We start from the raw sequence: 15,595 nt of genomic DNA on the forward strand, positions 1-15,595 counted from the left end.
GGTATCTCTCGAACCAACTGAATGCGTTTGCATGATTTACTCCTTAGTAAAAAATTTCTTTTTATCTATCAGATACGATATTTCACATTTAGTCTCCAACTTACTATCTTTAATCTCCTTAAGCCTTATAGTAAAGCCGAAGCCCAAGCCAGGAAGATTTCTCTCAATATCCAACGCGTAGTATCTATCTTCATAAAAAATGGGTCTAAAATAAACGCCTTCCACATAATTTCTATAATTTTCTAGATGAATCCTACTTTTATACGGATCATAATTAAAATCCCTTATAGCTTTGGTACACTCTTTGATATCTAAAATATAGGCTAAATTTTTAGCAAGATTGTTCGATACGTTATATTCCGCATACTTATAGAACATTATATATAAAAGCCTATGATCGCCGATCTTATACAAAGTGAAACCTCTGCCACGATACCCTGCTTGAACCGTTCTATTCATATCCATATACCAACAATCACTCATATTTTGCTTTAGCTCAGGATCATTATAATCTATGCTATCGTTAACTACAGGGCGGATAGCGCTTATATTTTTCCATTTAAACAGATCGTCGTAAAAATCGGTGCAAAAGTCTCTTTCTTTAGCCAAATGCTCTTCATACTCTTTCTTAAGGGTCGCGTTTTGATCCATTTGCCAAAAATACACGCTTTTACTGTTAAAAGTAGTAATACCAAAAGTCGCATTGGTTTCACTGCTCTTTCTAGTAATATTTCTATCCCGTACCTTTGATAAAATCGAATCTAACATCCAAGGCATAGCAGTAGTAGTATTGTTCGTATCGTTTGCATCTATAAACGATACGCTAAGTATGATCACAAGCGTAAATTTTATAAGTAAAGCAAATCTAGGCATTCTGTCCTCCATTCAAAAAGAGCAATATCATACTAGACTTATGGGTGCATTATATCCTCACTCAAGTTAAATTATACTTAACAATTTGATATTATTTTTTGATTTTGATTTAATATGAGATAGGCGGTAAAGCATAAAAATTCAGCGTTGCAATACATCAAATCCTGCAGGTTCTATGGACAAAATTTATGCGAATAAAATTTTACAAATCGCGCTTAGCCGAAGTTTACGGGATCCATATCGATCTCGACGGGCAGATGCTCAAGCGCGCGCGCGGCGTTGATTAGCGGCACGTGCGAGCTAGCGCGCAGCAGAATTTCAAAGCGAAATTTCGACGCGATATAGGCGATACCCGCCTTGCCGTAGCCGATGATCTCAAAGCTCTTACTCGCCTTCTCTTTCAAATACTGCGCGGAATTTTCGGCAGCATTTTCGGCCGCTAAATTTATAAAATTTTGCGCAGCGCTCTTTCTTTCAGGCTTTAAATTTACGCTATCCGCGTCCCCGTCGCAAGCTGAAATTTGCGCGGCATTTTTCAAATTTGAGGTGTTTTTTTGATGGTTTAAATTTGCGTCGTCCCTGCACAGATCCGAGCTTTGAAATTCAGAATTTAATATTTCGCTGCTGCCGCCCCCTGCGGCATTTTCTAAATTTAAAGCATTTAAACTTGCTCGCTTCGAGCCCGTATCCAATCTGTCATACGATGCAAACGCGCTGCCTCTCGCCTGTTTGCGACGTAAAAGCTCAAGCGCGGCATTCATTATTTCGCTCGCCGCCTTTTCATTTTTATGCGAGATTAGCACGCGCAAAAGTCGCATATACGGCGGATAGAGCCCCTCGCGAAACTCCGCTTCGTCGCGCAAAAAATCGTCGTAGTTTTCGATATAATCCCCAAAAAAGCCGCTCTGGCGCGTCTGTATGACGACCCTGCCCTGCCCCGAGCGGCCCGCGCGGCCAGCCACCTGCATCGCAAGCGCTAGCGTCTTTTCGCGCGCCCTAAAATCGGGATAGCTCAGATGCTCGTCGATCCCCATTATCACCGCAAGATCGACGCCATGGTAATCGTGCCCCTTGCTAAGCATCTGTGTGCCTACCAGAATGTCGATTTTATGGGCGTTGAAGTTATTTAGCAGCGCCTCGAGCTTGCGCTGCGTGGTGATCTCGTCGCGATCAAATTTCGCGATGCGGGCGCTTGGGAAACGCGCCGCAAGCTGTGCCGCGAGCTCGCCCGTGCCGATCTTGCGCGCCTGCATCACCTCGCCGCCGCAGTTTTCGCAAGACGCCTTGTAAAACGTGCTAAAGCCGCAGTAATGGCACTTCAGCGCCGCAGCGTCCGCGTGATAGCTCATCCCGACGGCGCAAAACGGGCAGCGCACGATCTGCCCGCAGTTTTCGCAAACCATATATTTGTAGTTCGCGCGCGTCGGCAAAAACACGACAGCCTGCTTGTCCGCTTCGAGGCTACGCCTAATCTCGGTTAAAATTTTAGAACTCAGCCCCGTCTCGCTCTCGTCGAAAATGAAGCGCTTGGCGCTGCTAAAGTAGGTGCCGCGCAGGCGGAAGTGCGGCTGCTTCGCGTAGGTGCTAAGCGCGGGCGTCGCAGAGCCCAAAACCACGCGGATGCCAAGCTTTTTGCCGACGAAAATCGCGGCGTCGCGGGCATTTAGGCGCGGCGCAGCAGCCGATTTATAGCTGTCGTCGTGCTCCTCGTCCACGACGATGAGACCCAGATCGCTAAAGGGCAAAAACAGCGCCGAGCGGGCGCCCGCGATGAGCCGAATCTCGCCTGCGTTAAATTTCGCTAGAATTTCACGCTTTTTCTTGGGCGAAATTTTAGAGTGCCAGACGCCGAGCCGCTCGCCAAAATAGCTCTGTAGCCGCTTCGTCATCTGCGGCGTAAGCGAAATCTCGGGCATCAAAAACAGCGCCTGCTTGCCCGCAGCGAGCGCCTGCGCGATCAGCGCGATATAAATTTCGCTCTTGCCGCTGCCCGTATCGCCGAAAATCAGCGACGTCTCATTGGCTTCGGCAAATTTACGCGCTTGCTCCTGCGCGGGGGTGAGGTTTGGAATTTTACCTATTTGAAGCGGGAGTAGCGGCTGCGAAATGGGGCTTTGCGCGGTAGCGTCGAAATTTTGAATTAGGACGGAATTTTGCGCTGAAGCGGAATTCTGAATCGAAACGTAATTCTCTCCCTCGGCAAAATCCCGCTCTTGGATCGAATTTTGCGCGATGATGGAATTTTGTTTGTGCGCCAAACCCGGCGCGGCAGCAAAATTTATGGCGGTCTTCATGGTGGCGGAATTTTGCGCCGATGTAGAGTTTTGAATTGAAGCGGAATTTTGCTCATCGACAAAGTCCCTCTCTTGGATAGAATTCTGCGCGGTGATAGAATTTGATGCCGAATTTTGTGAGGTAGGATTTGGTACCTGTTTTAAATTTTGCCTTTGCATGGAATTTGGCGCGATGGCGGAATTTATGACGGTAACAGAATTTTTTGAGATAGTAGAATTTCTCGTCAATGCAAACTTCTGGATTGAGGCGGAATTTTGTATGGCACTAAAGTCATCGTCGAGCGTAGAATTTTGTGTGGTGATGGAATCCTGCTCGGAAATAAAATTTTGTTCGCGGGTAGAAATTTGCTTGCAAGCGGAGGTTGGCTTAATAACGGAAATTTGCTTGCAAGCGCAATTCCGCTCGGTCGTAGGATCCTCCTGCAAATTCCGCAAATCCTGCGCCGTATCGCTCGCAGGCTCGAAAATCCCAAATGCAACGCTCTTTTCGCAGACATAGTAGTACGCGATAAAATTTGCAAGTGCGATCTGAAATGAGGTAAATTTAAGCTGCGAAATCTCTAAAATTTCCTTGGTTTTGAAGGTCGGTTTTGCAACCTCGCACAGAATCACGGCGGATTTGACGCTCGATTTTACAGGAACGGATACGATTCGATAAGCTGGAATTTTAAAATTTGAACTATAAGTAAGCGGCTTTAGGCTGGCGCCCAAAACCGCAACTTCATAATAGAGCATTTAGCTATTGAGCTAAGGATTGACAAAGAGGCTGTTGATGATTGCAGTCGAACGAACCTACATTAACCGTTGAGCCTGCAGGTCTAGAAGCCGCAGTCGGATAGTAGTTAAAAGTAGTTGATTGACCGGCAACGGTAGCTGTATATGTGGACGTAGCATTAGCATTACCATTTGCAACTAAGCTCCAGCCGTTTCTGCCACCAGCTTTCATTGGATAGATGGGCTGCTGCAAAACACCTTCAAAAAGCGTACCGGCTACATCTGGATTAGCTTCTAGACCAGGCCACGTAGTCACACCTCTCATCATATTCTCGCTTCTAACTAGCGAAAGTCCGCTTCTAATGGCGGCGATATCCCCACGCATCTTAGCAATAGTAGCATCATCGCGCGTAGCGGCTAATCTAGGCACCGCGATGCCCGCCAAAATACCTAAAACGACGATGACGAAAACAAGCTCGATCATCGTAAAAGCTTTTAAATTTTTCATGTTAAATCCTTTGATTTAAAGTGAGATGATTATAGCTAAATTTAAATAAAATTAATTTTAGTTAAAGAAAAAATCCTGCATTTTAAATGGAATTTTGTGAAATTTCATTAAATTCTGCGATTTTTTGTCCGAATTTTACGGACGTATCAGTCGGGGTTTCAAATTTTAAAAACTCGCTTTGCGCTACGAGCACGATCGTCGAGCCCAGCTCGAAATTTCCCAAATGATCGCCCTTTTTAAAGTTTAAATTTTCATATTCGTAAAGCGCCTCAGCTCTACTTGCGCATGCATTCGTCTGTATTCGCGCATCGAAATCAAATCTCATCTTACCTACGTTTAAAGCGCCCACGAAAACCATCCACAAAATCCCGCCGCCAGGCATTTTACACTTCAAAATCACGCGCTCGTTTTTAGCGTAGAGGTTTGGAATTTTAAGTAAAAATTTCTTCGCCACGCTGTAAAGATCTGCAGGGATATAAAGCGCCTGCAGCACGCTCAGATCGCACGGCGCGTGATAATGATGATAATCGCGCGGGCTCAGATATATGTTTGCGTAGCTTAAATTTACGCCCTTTGTATTTTCGCCGTCTTGGGCATCCTCTGTGCTCGTTTCGCGGCTCACACTGCTTTCATCGCTATAAATTTCAGCCCGCACGCCGCTTGCGGCATAAGTTGCGCCGTTTTTATCGCCCATAATTTTTACTTGCGCGGCGCGAAATTTCATCCCTGCGCCGACATCTTTTGCGCATCCGGTTCCAACCTCGCCGCTCCCGTTCGTAGCAACGGCCTCGTCATCTAAATTTTTAACCGCTCCGCCGCTTTCGCTTGCCGTAAACGTGCGTCCTAGCAGCTCGCTAAGGCTATATTCGCAGCCCTTTACGCTAAAAGCCCGCAGATCGGCGCAGCATCCGCTCTCAAAGATCACGCCGTCGCTAGGGCTTATGAAGGCTCGCTCGTCTGTCGCTATCTCGCGCGGACGCAGCAAGCGGCGAGTAAAAAGCGCGTTTAGGCTCGCGTAGCTTTGCGGCGGATCAAATTCGCTCATATCGATTTTAAAAAATTCCACATATTTGCGGTTGATAAAATTTTGTATAAATTTAGGGAATTTCACCGCGGCGATAATCCCGAAAATCCTCGAAATAAAACTTCTCATCTATGCCTTTCTAAGCTTAAGCAGCGCGATCTCGGCATCGGCAAAGACCCTTATCGGCGGGCCCCAAAATCCCACGCCGCTGCTTACGTAAATTTGCTTCAGCCCGTCGTTATACAGCCCGTAAAGATACTTCTGGCTAAGCAGCACCAAAAGCGTCCACGGGAAAATTTGCCCCGCGTGCGTGTGCCCGCAGATACACAGATCGACCTCGTCGCGCACGAAGTCCACGACGTATTTGGGCTGATGAGCGAGTAAAATTTTTGGTTTATCGGGGTCTGCCTGCACTAGCGCAGCGCCGAGATCTGGCTGCATATATCCGAAGCGAAAGCCGCTAAGATCGTGCACGCCCATTAAATTTAGCCCCTCAAATTCCACGCTTTCGTTTTGCAGCACCCGCACACCCGCTTTTTGCATCGCTGCGATAAGCCCGCTTGCGTCGCCGCGGTAATACTCGTGGTTGCCCGTGACGAAAAATATAGGTTTTTTAATCGCCTCAAGAGGCTGCAAAATATCCCCGAGCTCATCCGAGCGCAGATCAAACATATCGCCCACGATCAGTAGCGCATCGTAATTTAGCGAGTTTATCTGCGCTACGACGCCTTGCAAAAATTCCTTTTTCAAAAACTCGCCCAGATGCACGTCCGAGATGACGACGAAGCTTAGCTCGCGAGCTAAGTTTTTGATTTTTATTTCGCGCTCGGTGACTTTTGGTATCTTTAGCGCGTTATAAAGCCCTTTAAAAATATAGCTAAACGCCATTATTACGAAGGTTATGTCGATAAAGGTTTTTAAAAATTTTCGCCTGTTTTGGCTAAATTTAACTACATGCGCAGCGGCGCTTAGCACATCGTAAGCAAGGCAGATAAAAAAGAGCGAAAAGGACGCTGCCATGCAAAATACGCATAGCTTATAAAGCAGCTCGTTTTTAAAGCTTCCATTAAGCCCAAAACCCACAAAAAATATCGCATCTAAAATCGCCAAAGCTACGCAAAGCAAGCTCAAGGCGGGACGAAACGTAGCGAAGCCTTTATATGGCGTAAAGCGCGCGCCGATCGATCTGTAAACGTAAAGATTAAAAAACAGAAATAAAACCGTGCCGACGATCGGAAAAATATAGGCGCTTTTCAAACTCTAGCCTTGGATATACTCGTCCAGCTTATCTTTATCAAAGCCCGTGATTTCTTGCTTATCGTCTAAAATTAGCGCGCCGCTCTTTTTAAATTTAGTGATGGTGCGCGAAAATGTCTCGGGGGTAACATTTAGAATTTTGGCTATTCTAGTGTATTTCGTGCTCATAAAAATATCGAAATTCTCGCTGATAAACTTAGCGATCTTGCCGTCGCAGTTAAGCACGACTTGATTATCAAAGACCGCATTTAGCGCGCGGATCTTCTCAGACATCGATTTTAAAAGCTCCAGGCAAATCTTTGGATCGCTCATAAACTCGTTTTTAAATTTTTCATAATCGATCTTTAGCACCTCGCCGTTTGTCGAAAACACGCCGCTTGCAGGATAGCTCGTCTCTTCGAAATTTACCATCTCCGCCACGAGCGAGATGGGGCGGATCTCGCGCATATGGATCTCACGCCCCTTTGCGGAGGTTTTATAGATTTTTAAAATTCCTTTTAGCAGGATTAATAGATACTGCGAGCGCTCGCCCTCGAAAAATAAAATTTCGCCCTTTTTGTAGCTTTTATGGATGCTAATCTGCTCCAAACGATCGATTTGCGCTGCGCTTAGAGCTTTGAAATAAGGAATTCTCTCAAGCATCGCCGCGACCTATTTTTTAAGCAGGTCTCTTATCTCGCTAAGAAGTTTGACCTCTTCGCTAGGTGCGGCAGGCTCTGGAGCAGGAGCAGGCTTTTTAAGCTTATTGATCGCCTTGATCGCGCAGAATATACAAAATGCGATGATGATAAAATCGACCGTTACCTGGATAAACGAGCCATAGTTTATCGTAACGGCCGGGGTCTGCCCCACCGCTTCTTTTAGCACAATCTTAAGATCGGTAAAATTCATACCCCCAGTAAGAAGTCCTAAAACCGGCATCATGATGTCGCTTACGAGCGAGGTTACGATCTTGCCGAAAGCCCCGCCGATGACGACGCCCACCGCCATATCGATAACGTTGCCTTTCATCGCAAATTCTTTGAATTCCTGAATGAAACTCATATTATCTCCTTAAATAAAATGCGCCGATATTAGCCTATTTTTGCTTTGTTTTTGCTTTTTATTAGGAAGTAAAAAGTATAATCCCAGCTTAAATTTAAACCCAAAGGACCTAAATTGTATCGCTTCGCTCCGTCGCCCACCGGCGATATGCATATCGGAAATTTACGCGCGGCTATTTTTAACTACATCTGCTCACTGCAGGATAAAAGCGGCTTTATTTTGCGTATCGAGGATACCGACACTGCGCGCAATATCGAAGGCAAAGATCAAGAGATCATCGAAATTTTAAAGCGCTTCGGCATCTCGTGGCAGAGCCTGTATTATCAAAGCAAAAATTTAAAATTTCATCAGCAGTTCGCAGCCAAGCTGCTCGCCGAGAAAAAGGCGTTTTGCTGTTTTTGTAGCGAGGAGGAGCTTGAGGCGAAAAAGCAAGCCGCCAAGGACGCGGGCGAGGCGTATCGCTACGACGGGCACTGCGAGCATTTAAGCGATGAAGAGGTGTTAAACTGTGAGAAGCCCTTTACTATCCGCCTTAAAAAACCTGATCACGCGCTGGAATTTACCGACGCGATCAAGGGCCGTATCGCATTTGAGCCGCAGAATATCGATAGCTTCGTCATCATGCGCGCGGACAAGACGCCTACATATAACTTCGCCTGCGCCTGCGACGATATGATGCAGGGCGTGAGCTTCGTAATCCGCGGCGAGGATCACGTCTCAAACACCCCAAAGCAAAACTGGATCCGCCAAAGCCTCGGCTACGACGGCGAGATCAAATACGCGCACCTGCCGATCATATTAAATTCCGAAGGCAAAAAGATGAGCAAGCGCGAAGCTAGCTCCTCGGTAAAATGGCTGCTTCAAAGCGGCTACCTGCCCGAGGCGATCGCGAACTATCTGATCCTGCTGGGCAACAAAACGCCGCGCGAGGTCTTTAGCATGGATGAGGCGGTGGAGTTTTTCGACATCGCTAAAATTTCAAAAAGCCCGGCTAAATTTGACGAGGACAAACTCGCTTTCATAAACCGCGAGCATATCAAAAGAGCGAGCGAGCAGCGCCTGGCGGAGCTTTTTGAGCTTGAGCCGAAATTTGCGCCTTTGATAAAATTTTACACTCAAGAAGCAAGCCTAATCCCGCAGATCAAAGAGAAGATCGCAGCGATCTACGGCGCGAAAGATATCCCGCAGGAGTGGGCGGCGCAGGCGCATGCGCTGCGAGAGGCGATCTTAAATTTATTAAGCTCAAACGGCGCTCCAATGGAATTTAATGATTTCAAAGCGGCGCTTTCGCAGGCTACAAATTTAAAGGGCAAGAGTCTATTTATGCCGCTTAGGTTTTTACTAACCGGCGCGCCGCACGGGCCGGAGCTTAGCGAGCTGTATCCGCTGATCCGCGCCGATCTGAAGGAGATCGTATGCTAGCAAACAGCCTGATCTACGGCGCGCTCATCACTCTGCACTACGCGCTGCAAGCCTATATGATCGTGATCTTTATCGCCTGCGTTTTGAGTTTCATCCGCCCAAATCCGTTCGGTAAATTTTATAAAATCTTCCGCGTCATCTCTGCGCTTACCGAGCCTGCATTTGCGCTGGTGCGCCGCTATCTGCCTACGACTTTCGGCGGATTTGATCTTTCGCCGCTTCTTATCCTACTCGTGCTTAATTTCTTTGACAGCGCGATAATCTATATCATCAATAGGACGGTCATTTGAAAATATTTCTGAAATTTAGCCTTGTTTTAGGACTGCTGTGCGCCGCAAGTAGCGGTAAAATTTTAAGCTACGAACAGATCAAAGACGAACCCAAATCCCTAGCTAAGGATTATTACATCTATCGCCTAATAGATGAGACGAAATACAACAAAGCGGAGATTAAAATTTTAAAACAAAGTATCTTTCGCTACAAAGGCAAACTAAAAGAGAAGCTAGATAGAATTTTCGGCGCCATTCGCCCTCCTAAGCGTCCGGATCGCTGCGCAGGAGTAACGGCGGCAAATATTTTAGATGTAAATTTAACCTGCAAAAAAGCGCGCTCCTATCCAAATTTCATCGCCAAGCTAAGCCCGTCGGTGCGCGAGACGCTTGCTTCGCAGCTTGAAAAGTACCAAGACGCGGCAAGTAGAAACGCCGTAAATTTACTGCGCGGATTTAACGACGAAAATCCGAGCGAGTATTTTATGCAGAGCCGCAACGCGCAAAACTACTTTTTATATTACGACTACTTAAAAGGTGCGGGCAAAGACGCTCTGATCGACATCGACGCCGACGCAGCCTTCGTAAGCGAACTGGCTTCGCAAAAAGGCTTCAAAGCGGTTCTCAACGACGCGCTCATCAACCGCAAATATCCGAGCCTGCGCCGCTCGCTCACGGGCGTCGATCCGTCGGCTGTAGAAAAGGACGTAGCGTTTATGCTGGGCGTAAATGCCGTCATGCAGGGCGATGAAGGGGCTGCGCTTGCATTTTTTAGCCGCGCGGCTGCTAGCTTTGAGAAGCCTCACGACGTGCACAATGCGAAATTTTGGATCTACCTGCTAAACGGAGATCAAAATGTCTTGCGTCAGCTTGCTAGCAGCGATTATTACAGCCTCTACGCGCTTTATGCCAAGGAGGTCTTGGGAAATAAAAATTTAAACATAATCATCCCAAACCCCGATAAAAATTCCATCGAAGGCTACGATATCACCGATCCTTTCGCTTGGGTTCGCACGAAAAATAGCGCTGATCGGATGTCGCGCCCGCAGCTTTTGGAATTTGCTAAAAAATTCGACACCAAGCAAAGCATCGGCGAGTACTCATACATCATGAATAAAGCAAGTGGCGGCAAGGATAACTTCTATCCGACGCCGTTTATGGAATACATCGGCGACGGCGACAACCGCCGCAAGGCGCTAATTTTGGCACTCGCCCGCCAAGAGAGCCGCTTCGTGCCCGCATCGGTATCTACATCGTATGCGCTTGGGATGATGCAATTTATGCCGTTTTTGGCCAACGAGATCGGCAAAAAGCAACTCAAAATCGACGGCTTCGATCAAGACGATATGTTCCGCCCGGAGGTCGCTTACCGCTTCGCCAACATCCATATCGACTGGTTGGAGCGCAAAATTTACAGCCCGGTTTTCATCGCATACGCTTACAACGGCGGGCTTGGGCTCGTCAAAAAGATGCTTCAGCGCGGCGATATGTTTAATAAGGGCAAATTTGAGCCGTGGCTTAGCATGGAGCTCGTGCCGTATGCCGAGAGTAGGGACTACGGCAAAAAGGTGCTTGCAAACTTCATCATCTACTCGCAGATCCTCGATCCGCGCGCGAAAGTCTCGGTGCAACAGGAGCTGCAAGATCTGCTGATACCGAGTAGAAGCGACAGCTTCCGCTAAGCCGGCGGCGGGCACGGAGGATGATTTTAAGAGGCGGCGAGTGCAAAAGATAATTTTCAAATACGGCGAGCGAGAAATTTTAAAAGCCGCTGCTTCAACAAAAGCGCAAAATTTGTCCGCCAAGAGCTTAGACGGGCAGATCAAAGCGGCGAAATTTTACCGCACGAGTAGGCAATGCGCTATAAAATCGTGCGGAATTTATTTTGGCTTCAGTGACGAAATTTTATCTCTTGATGCTAGCCAAAGGTTATTTCTGCCCTACACGAAAGGCGGCGCGCTATGCAAATTTTTGCGACCGTAGTTCTCATAATAGCCGCTATTTTGTGCGTATCGTCATTAAAAGACGAAAAGAAACGCTCCGCAAATTTAGCGGCTTGCCTGTTTTTTATGGCGTTTGCGTATTGCGTGCAATTCGGCGCAGGAGACGATAGCTACGTCCGAGCGGGCGGCGCGGCGCTGATAGTCTTTTTTATCTTTGCGCTTGCTTTTTTCGAGCTTTATTTATGGGGTGACGAGCTTTAAAATCTAAAAATTTATTGAAATTTTATCGCGGCGTTTTGTGAGCGATTAAATTAGCGCCAGAGCATAAAATTTTAAGTAGCGTGAAATCAAATCGGGCACTTTCGGCTATGGAATTTAAACAGATAAGCTATTCGCAGATTACCCGCCGTAAGGCTGCGGCGGGTTTAAATTTAGCCTCTTTTGCGACCTGCTTGCGGCGATTCAAAATTTCGTAACTTCCGATATACAACCCGCCGTTTTGAAATTTTGGCAAGTTTTAAATTTACGCTTGCCTCCCCTGCGCCGTTTTAGCAAATTTAACAGCGCGGCGCTCACGAGCGAGAGATGATTTAATTTTACGACCTTAACTCCGCGCAAGCTGCTTTAAAATTTAGCGATCAAATTGCTATTTAAAAAGCCCTTTTATCTTGCCGAAAAGCGACTTCTCGCCGCGTGCGGAGGTTTCGTCTTTATGATCTTCTGCGGCGGAATTCTCACTGCTGCCTTCTATCATATCGCCGCTGCACGGGACGGAATGCTCGCCGCCTGCTTTCATTGTGCCGCCATCCGCTTCCATCACACTGCCGCTGCCCGTTGCATTGGCGCCGCGCGAGGCAGAATTCTCTCCGCCCGCAGTACCGCTTCCGCCTGCATTGCTGCACTCTATCGCTTCGCCGATCTGCTGCGCGGCGATTTCCGCATAGATCAGCGCGCCCTGCGTATCACAATTAAAAAGATTTGAAAACGACTCGGACCTATTCAGATCGATCGGATTGGGCTCAACCACCTCGGTAGCCTCAAGTAGCCCTACTTCAAGCTCCGCAGCGGAATTTAGCGCGTTTAAAAATACAGGCAAATTCTGCGCATAAAATTCATCTACGGCGGATTTGATTTCGTCGCCCGCCTCATAATCGCGCAATAAATTTTGCACGCTAGCAGCGCTAAGATACGCGCCGCAGCAGTAATTCTCGACGATCTCGTTGTGAATTTCGCCGCTAAATTCCGCTAGAAATTCCGCCGGCAAAACTTCGCGCCAATCGCTTATGTAGAGTTTAAATTTAAAGCTTTGCGCCGCCAAAAAGCTAAACGCCGTGCCGCGCGTGTAAAAATACTCTCTAAAATAGCCCTGCGCCACGGCGAGGTGAAATCCGTGCGTTTTATTAAAAATACCCCCTGTGCCGTACTGTAGCGCCGAGCGGAAGCCGTCCGCGTATTTTTCTACATAAAATTTATCCATCCCCGCTTCGCGCGCGATTTTAGCGATAGCCTCAAAATCGCCCCTCTGCGCGAGCTTTAGCGGCTCAAAATACCACTGCGAAATTTCATCTTTGCCAATCGCGTGATAGCTTATGTCGTAACCCACCTTCTCTCCTTTAATCTTTCAGATCGATCTGCGGCTGCCAATACAGCGACTTTGAAACTTTGCGAAATTTCATCGTGGCGCCCAGATCATTTGAGGTGCGGTAGCTAAGCACCAGCTCGTCCTTATCGCTCTTAGGCGCGGTGATCTTGTAGCGGCTTGACCACGCGATCTTAAAAAGCTCCTTTTGCAAAAGCGGATCTCCGTCGTGCAGCGGCGTTACGTTTGCGTTTGCGCCGTTAATCTGCACCGCGTGGATCTGAATCTCTTTAGGATAGGAGGTGAGCAAAAACACCTCGTCTCCAGCGGCGTTTCTAAGCTCGGGCGCGACGGGATTTAGATAGGTCGCCACTCCCAAATAGCGATCGCCCGCGCGCACCGATTCAAATTTTTGCGTGTAGGCAAGAAACTCGTTTTTAAGCGGATCGTGACGGGGATCGTTTGCGGAGCAGGAGTTTAAAAATAGCGCTAGCGCGGCTAAGAGCGAGCCCTTCAGCAGGCCGTTTAGCGCGCCGCTAAAATCAAATTTCTTCATCGATTTTCCTTTGAATTTTAGGCGCATTTTAACGAATTTTGCTTTTTAAAAGGCTAAATTCGCTACAATCTGCTCATCTTAAAAAGCCGGATTTTAAAAATGAAAAGACTTGCTATCGCATTTTCAGGCCCTTCCAACAGCGGCAAAACGACGCTAATTTGCAAGATCGCTAAAATTTTTATCGCAAGCGGCCTGCGAACTGCGATCGTAAAGCACGATCCGGGCGATAAGGCGCGCTTTGACGTAGAGGGCAAGGACAGCGCCAAATTTAGCGAGCTCGGCGCCGAGACCGTCGTGATGAGCCCGACGCGGACGAGCTATTTTTCGCAGCGCTGTATGCAAATCGATGAGGTCGTGCGGATGCTAGGCGAGTTTGATATCTTGCTCGTAGAGGGGCTAAAGACGCTGCCGCTGCCGCGCATAAGCCTATTTCGCGGCAGGATCGATCCGGCGTATCTGCCATTTTCGGACGCGATCGCTTCAAATTTAAGCGGCGAGCAGATGGATAAATTTTGCCCGGTAAATTTCGACATCAACGATGCTGTGGGCATTAGCGAATGGATCTTAAAAAACGCCAAAAAAATGTAAAGGAATAAAATGCAAGAGATCGTAAAATCAATCCAAAATATCGCGCTACAAATCGCCGAGGAGCTGAAATACGCGGACTTCGGCTACACCGATCATCACAACAGCACGGGCGATACGCAGCTCAAACTCGACGTAAAAAGCGACGCCATAATCGAGGCGGAATTTCGCAAAAATCCGCTCGTGCGCGCCCTAATCAGCGAGGAGAAAGATGAAATTTTAACGCTGCGAGAGGATGCGCGCCTAATCGTCGCTTACGATCCGCTCGACGGCTCGAGCTTGGTGGATGTAAATTTCGCCGTGGGCTCGATATTTGGCATCTACGAGGATGAAATTTCGCCCGCAAACTTAAAAGCGGCGATCTATTGCATCTACGGGCCGCGCCTTGAGATGGTCGTTTGCGAGGACGCGCCGAAGCTTTATCGCCTAAATCGCGAGGGCAAATTTAGCTTCATAAAAGACCTGCGCCTAAGCGAAAAAGGCAAACTAAACGCCACGGGTGCGACGCAAAAGGGCTGGAGCGATCCGCACCGAAAGCTCGTGCGGGCGCTGTTTGATGAGGGCTATCGCCTGCGATACAGCGGCGCGATGGTAAGCGATCTGCATCAAATTTTATTAAAAGGCGGCGGACTTTTCAGCTACCCCGCTACCAGCGATCATCCGCGCGGCAAGCTTCGAGTAACCTTCGAAGTGCTGCCGTTTGCGTTCATCTTCGAGCGCGCCGGAGGCGCCACCAGCGACGGCGCGAATGGCTCGCTTTTGCAGCTTAAAATTGAGAAAATCCACCAAAGCAGCCCTTGCTTTTTCGGCTCGAAGTACGAGATCGCGAAGATGCATGAAATTTACGGCGGGAAAAACTGATGGCGGATACCGAGGTCGCCGCGCCGCGCGACGTTTACGACGAAATTTTAGATAAAAGCTTAGCCGCGCTGCAGGCATGCCAGGCCGAGCATAACCTCACCAGCTGCCTGGAGTGCGAGAAGCTGCTGGATTGCGCGGTGCGCGATAAATACGTCAAGGCGGTTTATGAGAGCATGTCGCACGGCGCGACGGGGGATTTTTCGTTTTAAATTTAGCTATTGCGATCGCGGAATTTTACGAAGCAGACTGCTTAAAGCTCTTGCCTCGCGGATTTCACGAAGCGAGCTTTGCGCGCAAAATCTCTGCAAACCAAGCTGCGGCGCGGAATTTGCTCTGCGGCGCAGATTTAATCCAGCGGCGCGCAGGTTCTTGCTTTGCAGTGTAAAATTTGCCCCGCTGCGAAACGATAAAATTTACGGCGCGATTTGGCGTTGCGGCGGAGTCTGCTCTGCGGTACGTCTGTTTTGCGGGGCAGGTTTTGGAGTACATCTGTTTTGCGGCGGCCGATAAAATTTAAAAAGAGGGCGTAGCCAAATTGCGAGCGTGCGGCTAAATTTAAAGAGGGCAAACGATTAAATTTCAGGCGCCGCGGCTGGATTTTAAAATTTATGGATAAAATTTTAAAGCGCGAAATTTCGCTTCGCAAAATTTTATCTGCGATCATGG

Annotated in this window: 18 protein-coding genes; 8 read left to right on the forward strand and 10 right to left on the reverse strand. The window is 47.9% G+C overall.

What is annotated here, in order from left to right:
- Positions 1-36 precede the first annotated feature (36 nt).
- From Q0340_RS07860 to mscL, 7 genes are all read right to left on the reverse strand, one after another.
- Positions 37-873, reverse strand: a complete 837-nt coding sequence (locus Q0340_RS07860; RefSeq protein WP_297903843.1) for a hypothetical protein — start codon at positions 871-873, stop codon at positions 37-39.
- 215 nt (positions 874-1,088) lie between these two features.
- Positions 1,089-3,902, reverse strand: a complete 2,814-nt coding sequence (gene priA, locus Q0340_RS07865) for a primosomal protein N' (RefSeq protein WP_298082852.1) — start codon at positions 3,900-3,902, stop codon at positions 1,089-1,091.
- Positions 3,903-3,906: 4 nt separating this feature from the next.
- Positions 3,907-4,389, reverse strand: coding sequence for a prepilin-type N-terminal cleavage/methylation domain-containing protein (locus Q0340_RS07870; RefSeq protein ID WP_297945110.1), 483 nt, complete (start codon positions 4,387-4,389; stop codon positions 3,907-3,909).
- 82 nt (positions 4,390-4,471) lie between these two features.
- Positions 4,472-5,542 (reverse strand): archaetidylserine decarboxylase, encoded by a 1,071-nt coding sequence (gene asd / locus Q0340_RS07875; RefSeq protein WP_298082853.1) that lies wholly within the window; start codon positions 5,540-5,542, stop codon positions 4,472-4,474.
- Positions 5,543-6,670, reverse strand: coding sequence for a metallophosphoesterase (locus Q0340_RS07880; protein WP_298082854.1), 1,128 nt, complete (start codon positions 6,668-6,670; stop codon positions 5,543-5,545). It lies immediately after the preceding gene.
- A 3-nt stretch (positions 6,671-6,673) separates the two neighbouring features.
- The gene (locus Q0340_RS07885; RefSeq protein WP_298063325.1) at positions 6,674-7,312 is read right to left on the reverse strand and encodes a Crp/Fnr family transcriptional regulator; all 639 of its coding nucleotides are present in this window, start codon (positions 7,310-7,312) and stop codon (positions 6,674-6,676) included.
- Positions 7,313-7,321: 9 nt separating this feature from the next.
- Positions 7,322-7,714, reverse strand: coding sequence for a large-conductance mechanosensitive channel protein MscL (mscL, locus tag Q0340_RS07890; protein WP_298082855.1), 393 nt, complete (start codon positions 7,712-7,714; stop codon positions 7,322-7,324).
- Positions 7,715-7,828: 114 nt separating this feature from the next.
- On the opposite strand from mscL, the gene gltX reads away from it, so the two are divergent.
- From gltX to Q0340_RS07915, 5 genes are read left to right on the forward strand one after another with little or no spacing between them, the layout of a single operon-like run.
- The gene (gene gltX, locus Q0340_RS07895; protein WP_298082856.1) at positions 7,829-9,136 is read left to right on the forward strand and encodes a glutamate--tRNA ligase; all 1,308 of its coding nucleotides are present in this window, start codon (positions 7,829-7,831) and stop codon (positions 9,134-9,136) included.
- Entirely contained in the window at positions 9,130-9,426 is a 297-nt protein-coding gene (locus Q0340_RS07900) for a YggT family protein (RefSeq protein WP_177387724.1), read from the forward strand. Before gltX ends, Q0340_RS07900 begins: the two co-directional genes overlap by 7 nt.
- Positions 9,423-11,087: a lytic transglycosylase domain-containing protein gene (locus tag Q0340_RS07905; RefSeq protein ID WP_298082857.1), complete on the forward strand. Its 1,665-nt coding sequence runs from the start codon at positions 9,423-9,425 to the stop codon at positions 11,085-11,087. Before Q0340_RS07900 ends, Q0340_RS07905 begins: the two co-directional genes overlap by 4 nt.
- 40 nt (positions 11,088-11,127) lie before the next feature.
- Positions 11,128-11,388, forward strand: coding sequence for a hypothetical protein (locus Q0340_RS07910; protein WP_298082858.1), 261 nt, complete (start codon positions 11,128-11,130; stop codon positions 11,386-11,388).
- Positions 11,367-11,609, forward strand: a complete 243-nt coding sequence (locus tag Q0340_RS07915; RefSeq protein WP_298082859.1) for a hypothetical protein — start codon at positions 11,367-11,369, stop codon at positions 11,607-11,609. Before Q0340_RS07910 ends, Q0340_RS07915 begins: the two co-directional genes overlap by 22 nt.
- A 385-nt stretch (positions 11,610-11,994) precedes the next feature.
- Here the strand turns inward: Q0340_RS07915 and Q0340_RS07920 are convergent, their stop codons facing one another.
- Positions 11,995-12,951, reverse strand: coding sequence for a hypothetical protein (locus tag Q0340_RS07920; RefSeq protein ID WP_298082860.1), 957 nt, complete (start codon positions 12,949-12,951; stop codon positions 11,995-11,997).
- Between the two features lie 10 nt (positions 12,952-12,961).
- Entirely contained in the window at positions 12,962-13,483 is a 522-nt protein-coding gene (locus Q0340_RS07925; protein WP_298082861.1) for a hypothetical protein, read from the reverse strand.
- 99 nt (positions 13,484-13,582) lie between these two features.
- Here Q0340_RS07925 and mobB point away from each other — a divergent pair, with 99 nt between their 5' ends.
- From mobB to Q0340_RS07940, 3 genes are read left to right on the forward strand one after another with little or no spacing between them, the layout of a single operon-like run.
- On the forward strand, positions 13,583-14,071 hold the full coding sequence (mobB, locus tag Q0340_RS07930) for a molybdopterin-guanine dinucleotide biosynthesis protein B (RefSeq protein ID WP_298082862.1): 489 nt from the start codon (positions 13,583-13,585) through the stop codon (positions 14,069-14,071).
- Between the two features lie 9 nt (positions 14,072-14,080).
- Complete coding sequence (locus Q0340_RS07935; RefSeq protein WP_298082863.1) at positions 14,081-14,929, forward strand: class 1 fructose-bisphosphatase; 849 nt, start codon at positions 14,081-14,083, stop codon at positions 14,927-14,929.
- On the forward strand, positions 14,929-15,138 hold the full coding sequence (locus Q0340_RS07940; RefSeq protein WP_005872202.1) for a hypothetical protein: 210 nt from the start codon (positions 14,929-14,931) through the stop codon (positions 15,136-15,138). The genes Q0340_RS07935 and Q0340_RS07940 overlap by 1 nt, the downstream gene beginning before the upstream one ends.
- A 137-nt stretch (positions 15,139-15,275) precedes the next feature.
- On the opposite strand, the gene Q0340_RS07945 is transcribed toward Q0340_RS07940, so the two are convergent.
- The coding region (locus Q0340_RS07945) for a hypothetical protein (protein WP_298082864.1) at positions 15,276-15,595 on the reverse strand (320 nt) is incomplete at its 5' end.

Origin of the sequence: uncultured Campylobacter sp. (genome assembly GCF_938045595.1) — a bacterium.
Classification (GTDB): domain Bacteria; phylum Campylobacterota; class Campylobacteria; order Campylobacterales; family Campylobacteraceae; genus Campylobacter_B.

What these genes read in the sequence shown, in the direction of transcription:
- Q0340_RS07860 (WP_297903843.1), bottom strand. Translation starts at nt 873, where the DNA reads ATGCCTAGATTTGCTTTACTTATAAAATTTACGCTTGTGATCATACTT.
- priA (WP_298082852.1), bottom strand. Translation starts at nt 3,902, where the DNA reads ATGCTCTATTATGAAGTTGCGGTTTTGGGCGCCAGCCTAAAGCCGCTT.
- Q0340_RS07870 (WP_297945110.1), bottom strand. Translation starts at nt 4,389, where the DNA reads ATGAAAAATTTAAAAGCTTTTACGATGATCGAGCTTGTTTTCGTCATC.
- asd (WP_298082853.1), bottom strand. Translation starts at nt 5,542, where the DNA reads ATGAGAAGTTTTATTTCGAGGATTTTCGGGATTATCGCCGCGGTGAAA.
- Q0340_RS07885 (WP_298063325.1), bottom strand. Translation starts at nt 7,312, where the DNA reads ATGCTTGAGAGAATTCCTTATTTCAAAGCTCTAAGCGCAGCGCAAATC.
- mscL (WP_298082855.1), bottom strand. Translation starts at nt 7,714, where the DNA reads ATGAGTTTCATTCAGGAATTCAAAGAATTTGCGATGAAAGGCAACGTT.
- Q0340_RS07900 (WP_177387724.1), top strand. Translation starts at nt 9,130, where the DNA reads ATGCTAGCAAACAGCCTGATCTACGGCGCGCTCATCACTCTGCACTAC.
- Q0340_RS07915 (WP_298082859.1), top strand. Translation starts at nt 11,367, where the DNA reads ATGCAAATTTTTGCGACCGTAGTTCTCATAATAGCCGCTATTTTGTGC.
- Q0340_RS07925 (WP_298082861.1), bottom strand. Translation starts at nt 13,483, where the DNA reads ATGAAGAAATTTGATTTTAGCGGCGCGCTAAACGGCCTGCTGAAGGGC.
- mobB (WP_298082862.1), top strand. Translation starts at nt 13,583, where the DNA reads ATGAAAAGACTTGCTATCGCATTTTCAGGCCCTTCCAACAGCGGCAAA.
- Q0340_RS07935 (WP_298082863.1), top strand. Translation starts at nt 14,081, where the DNA reads ATGCAAGAGATCGTAAAATCAATCCAAAATATCGCGCTACAAATCGCC.
- Q0340_RS07940 (WP_005872202.1), top strand. Translation starts at nt 14,929, where the DNA reads ATGGCGGATACCGAGGTCGCCGCGCCGCGCGACGTTTACGACGAAATT.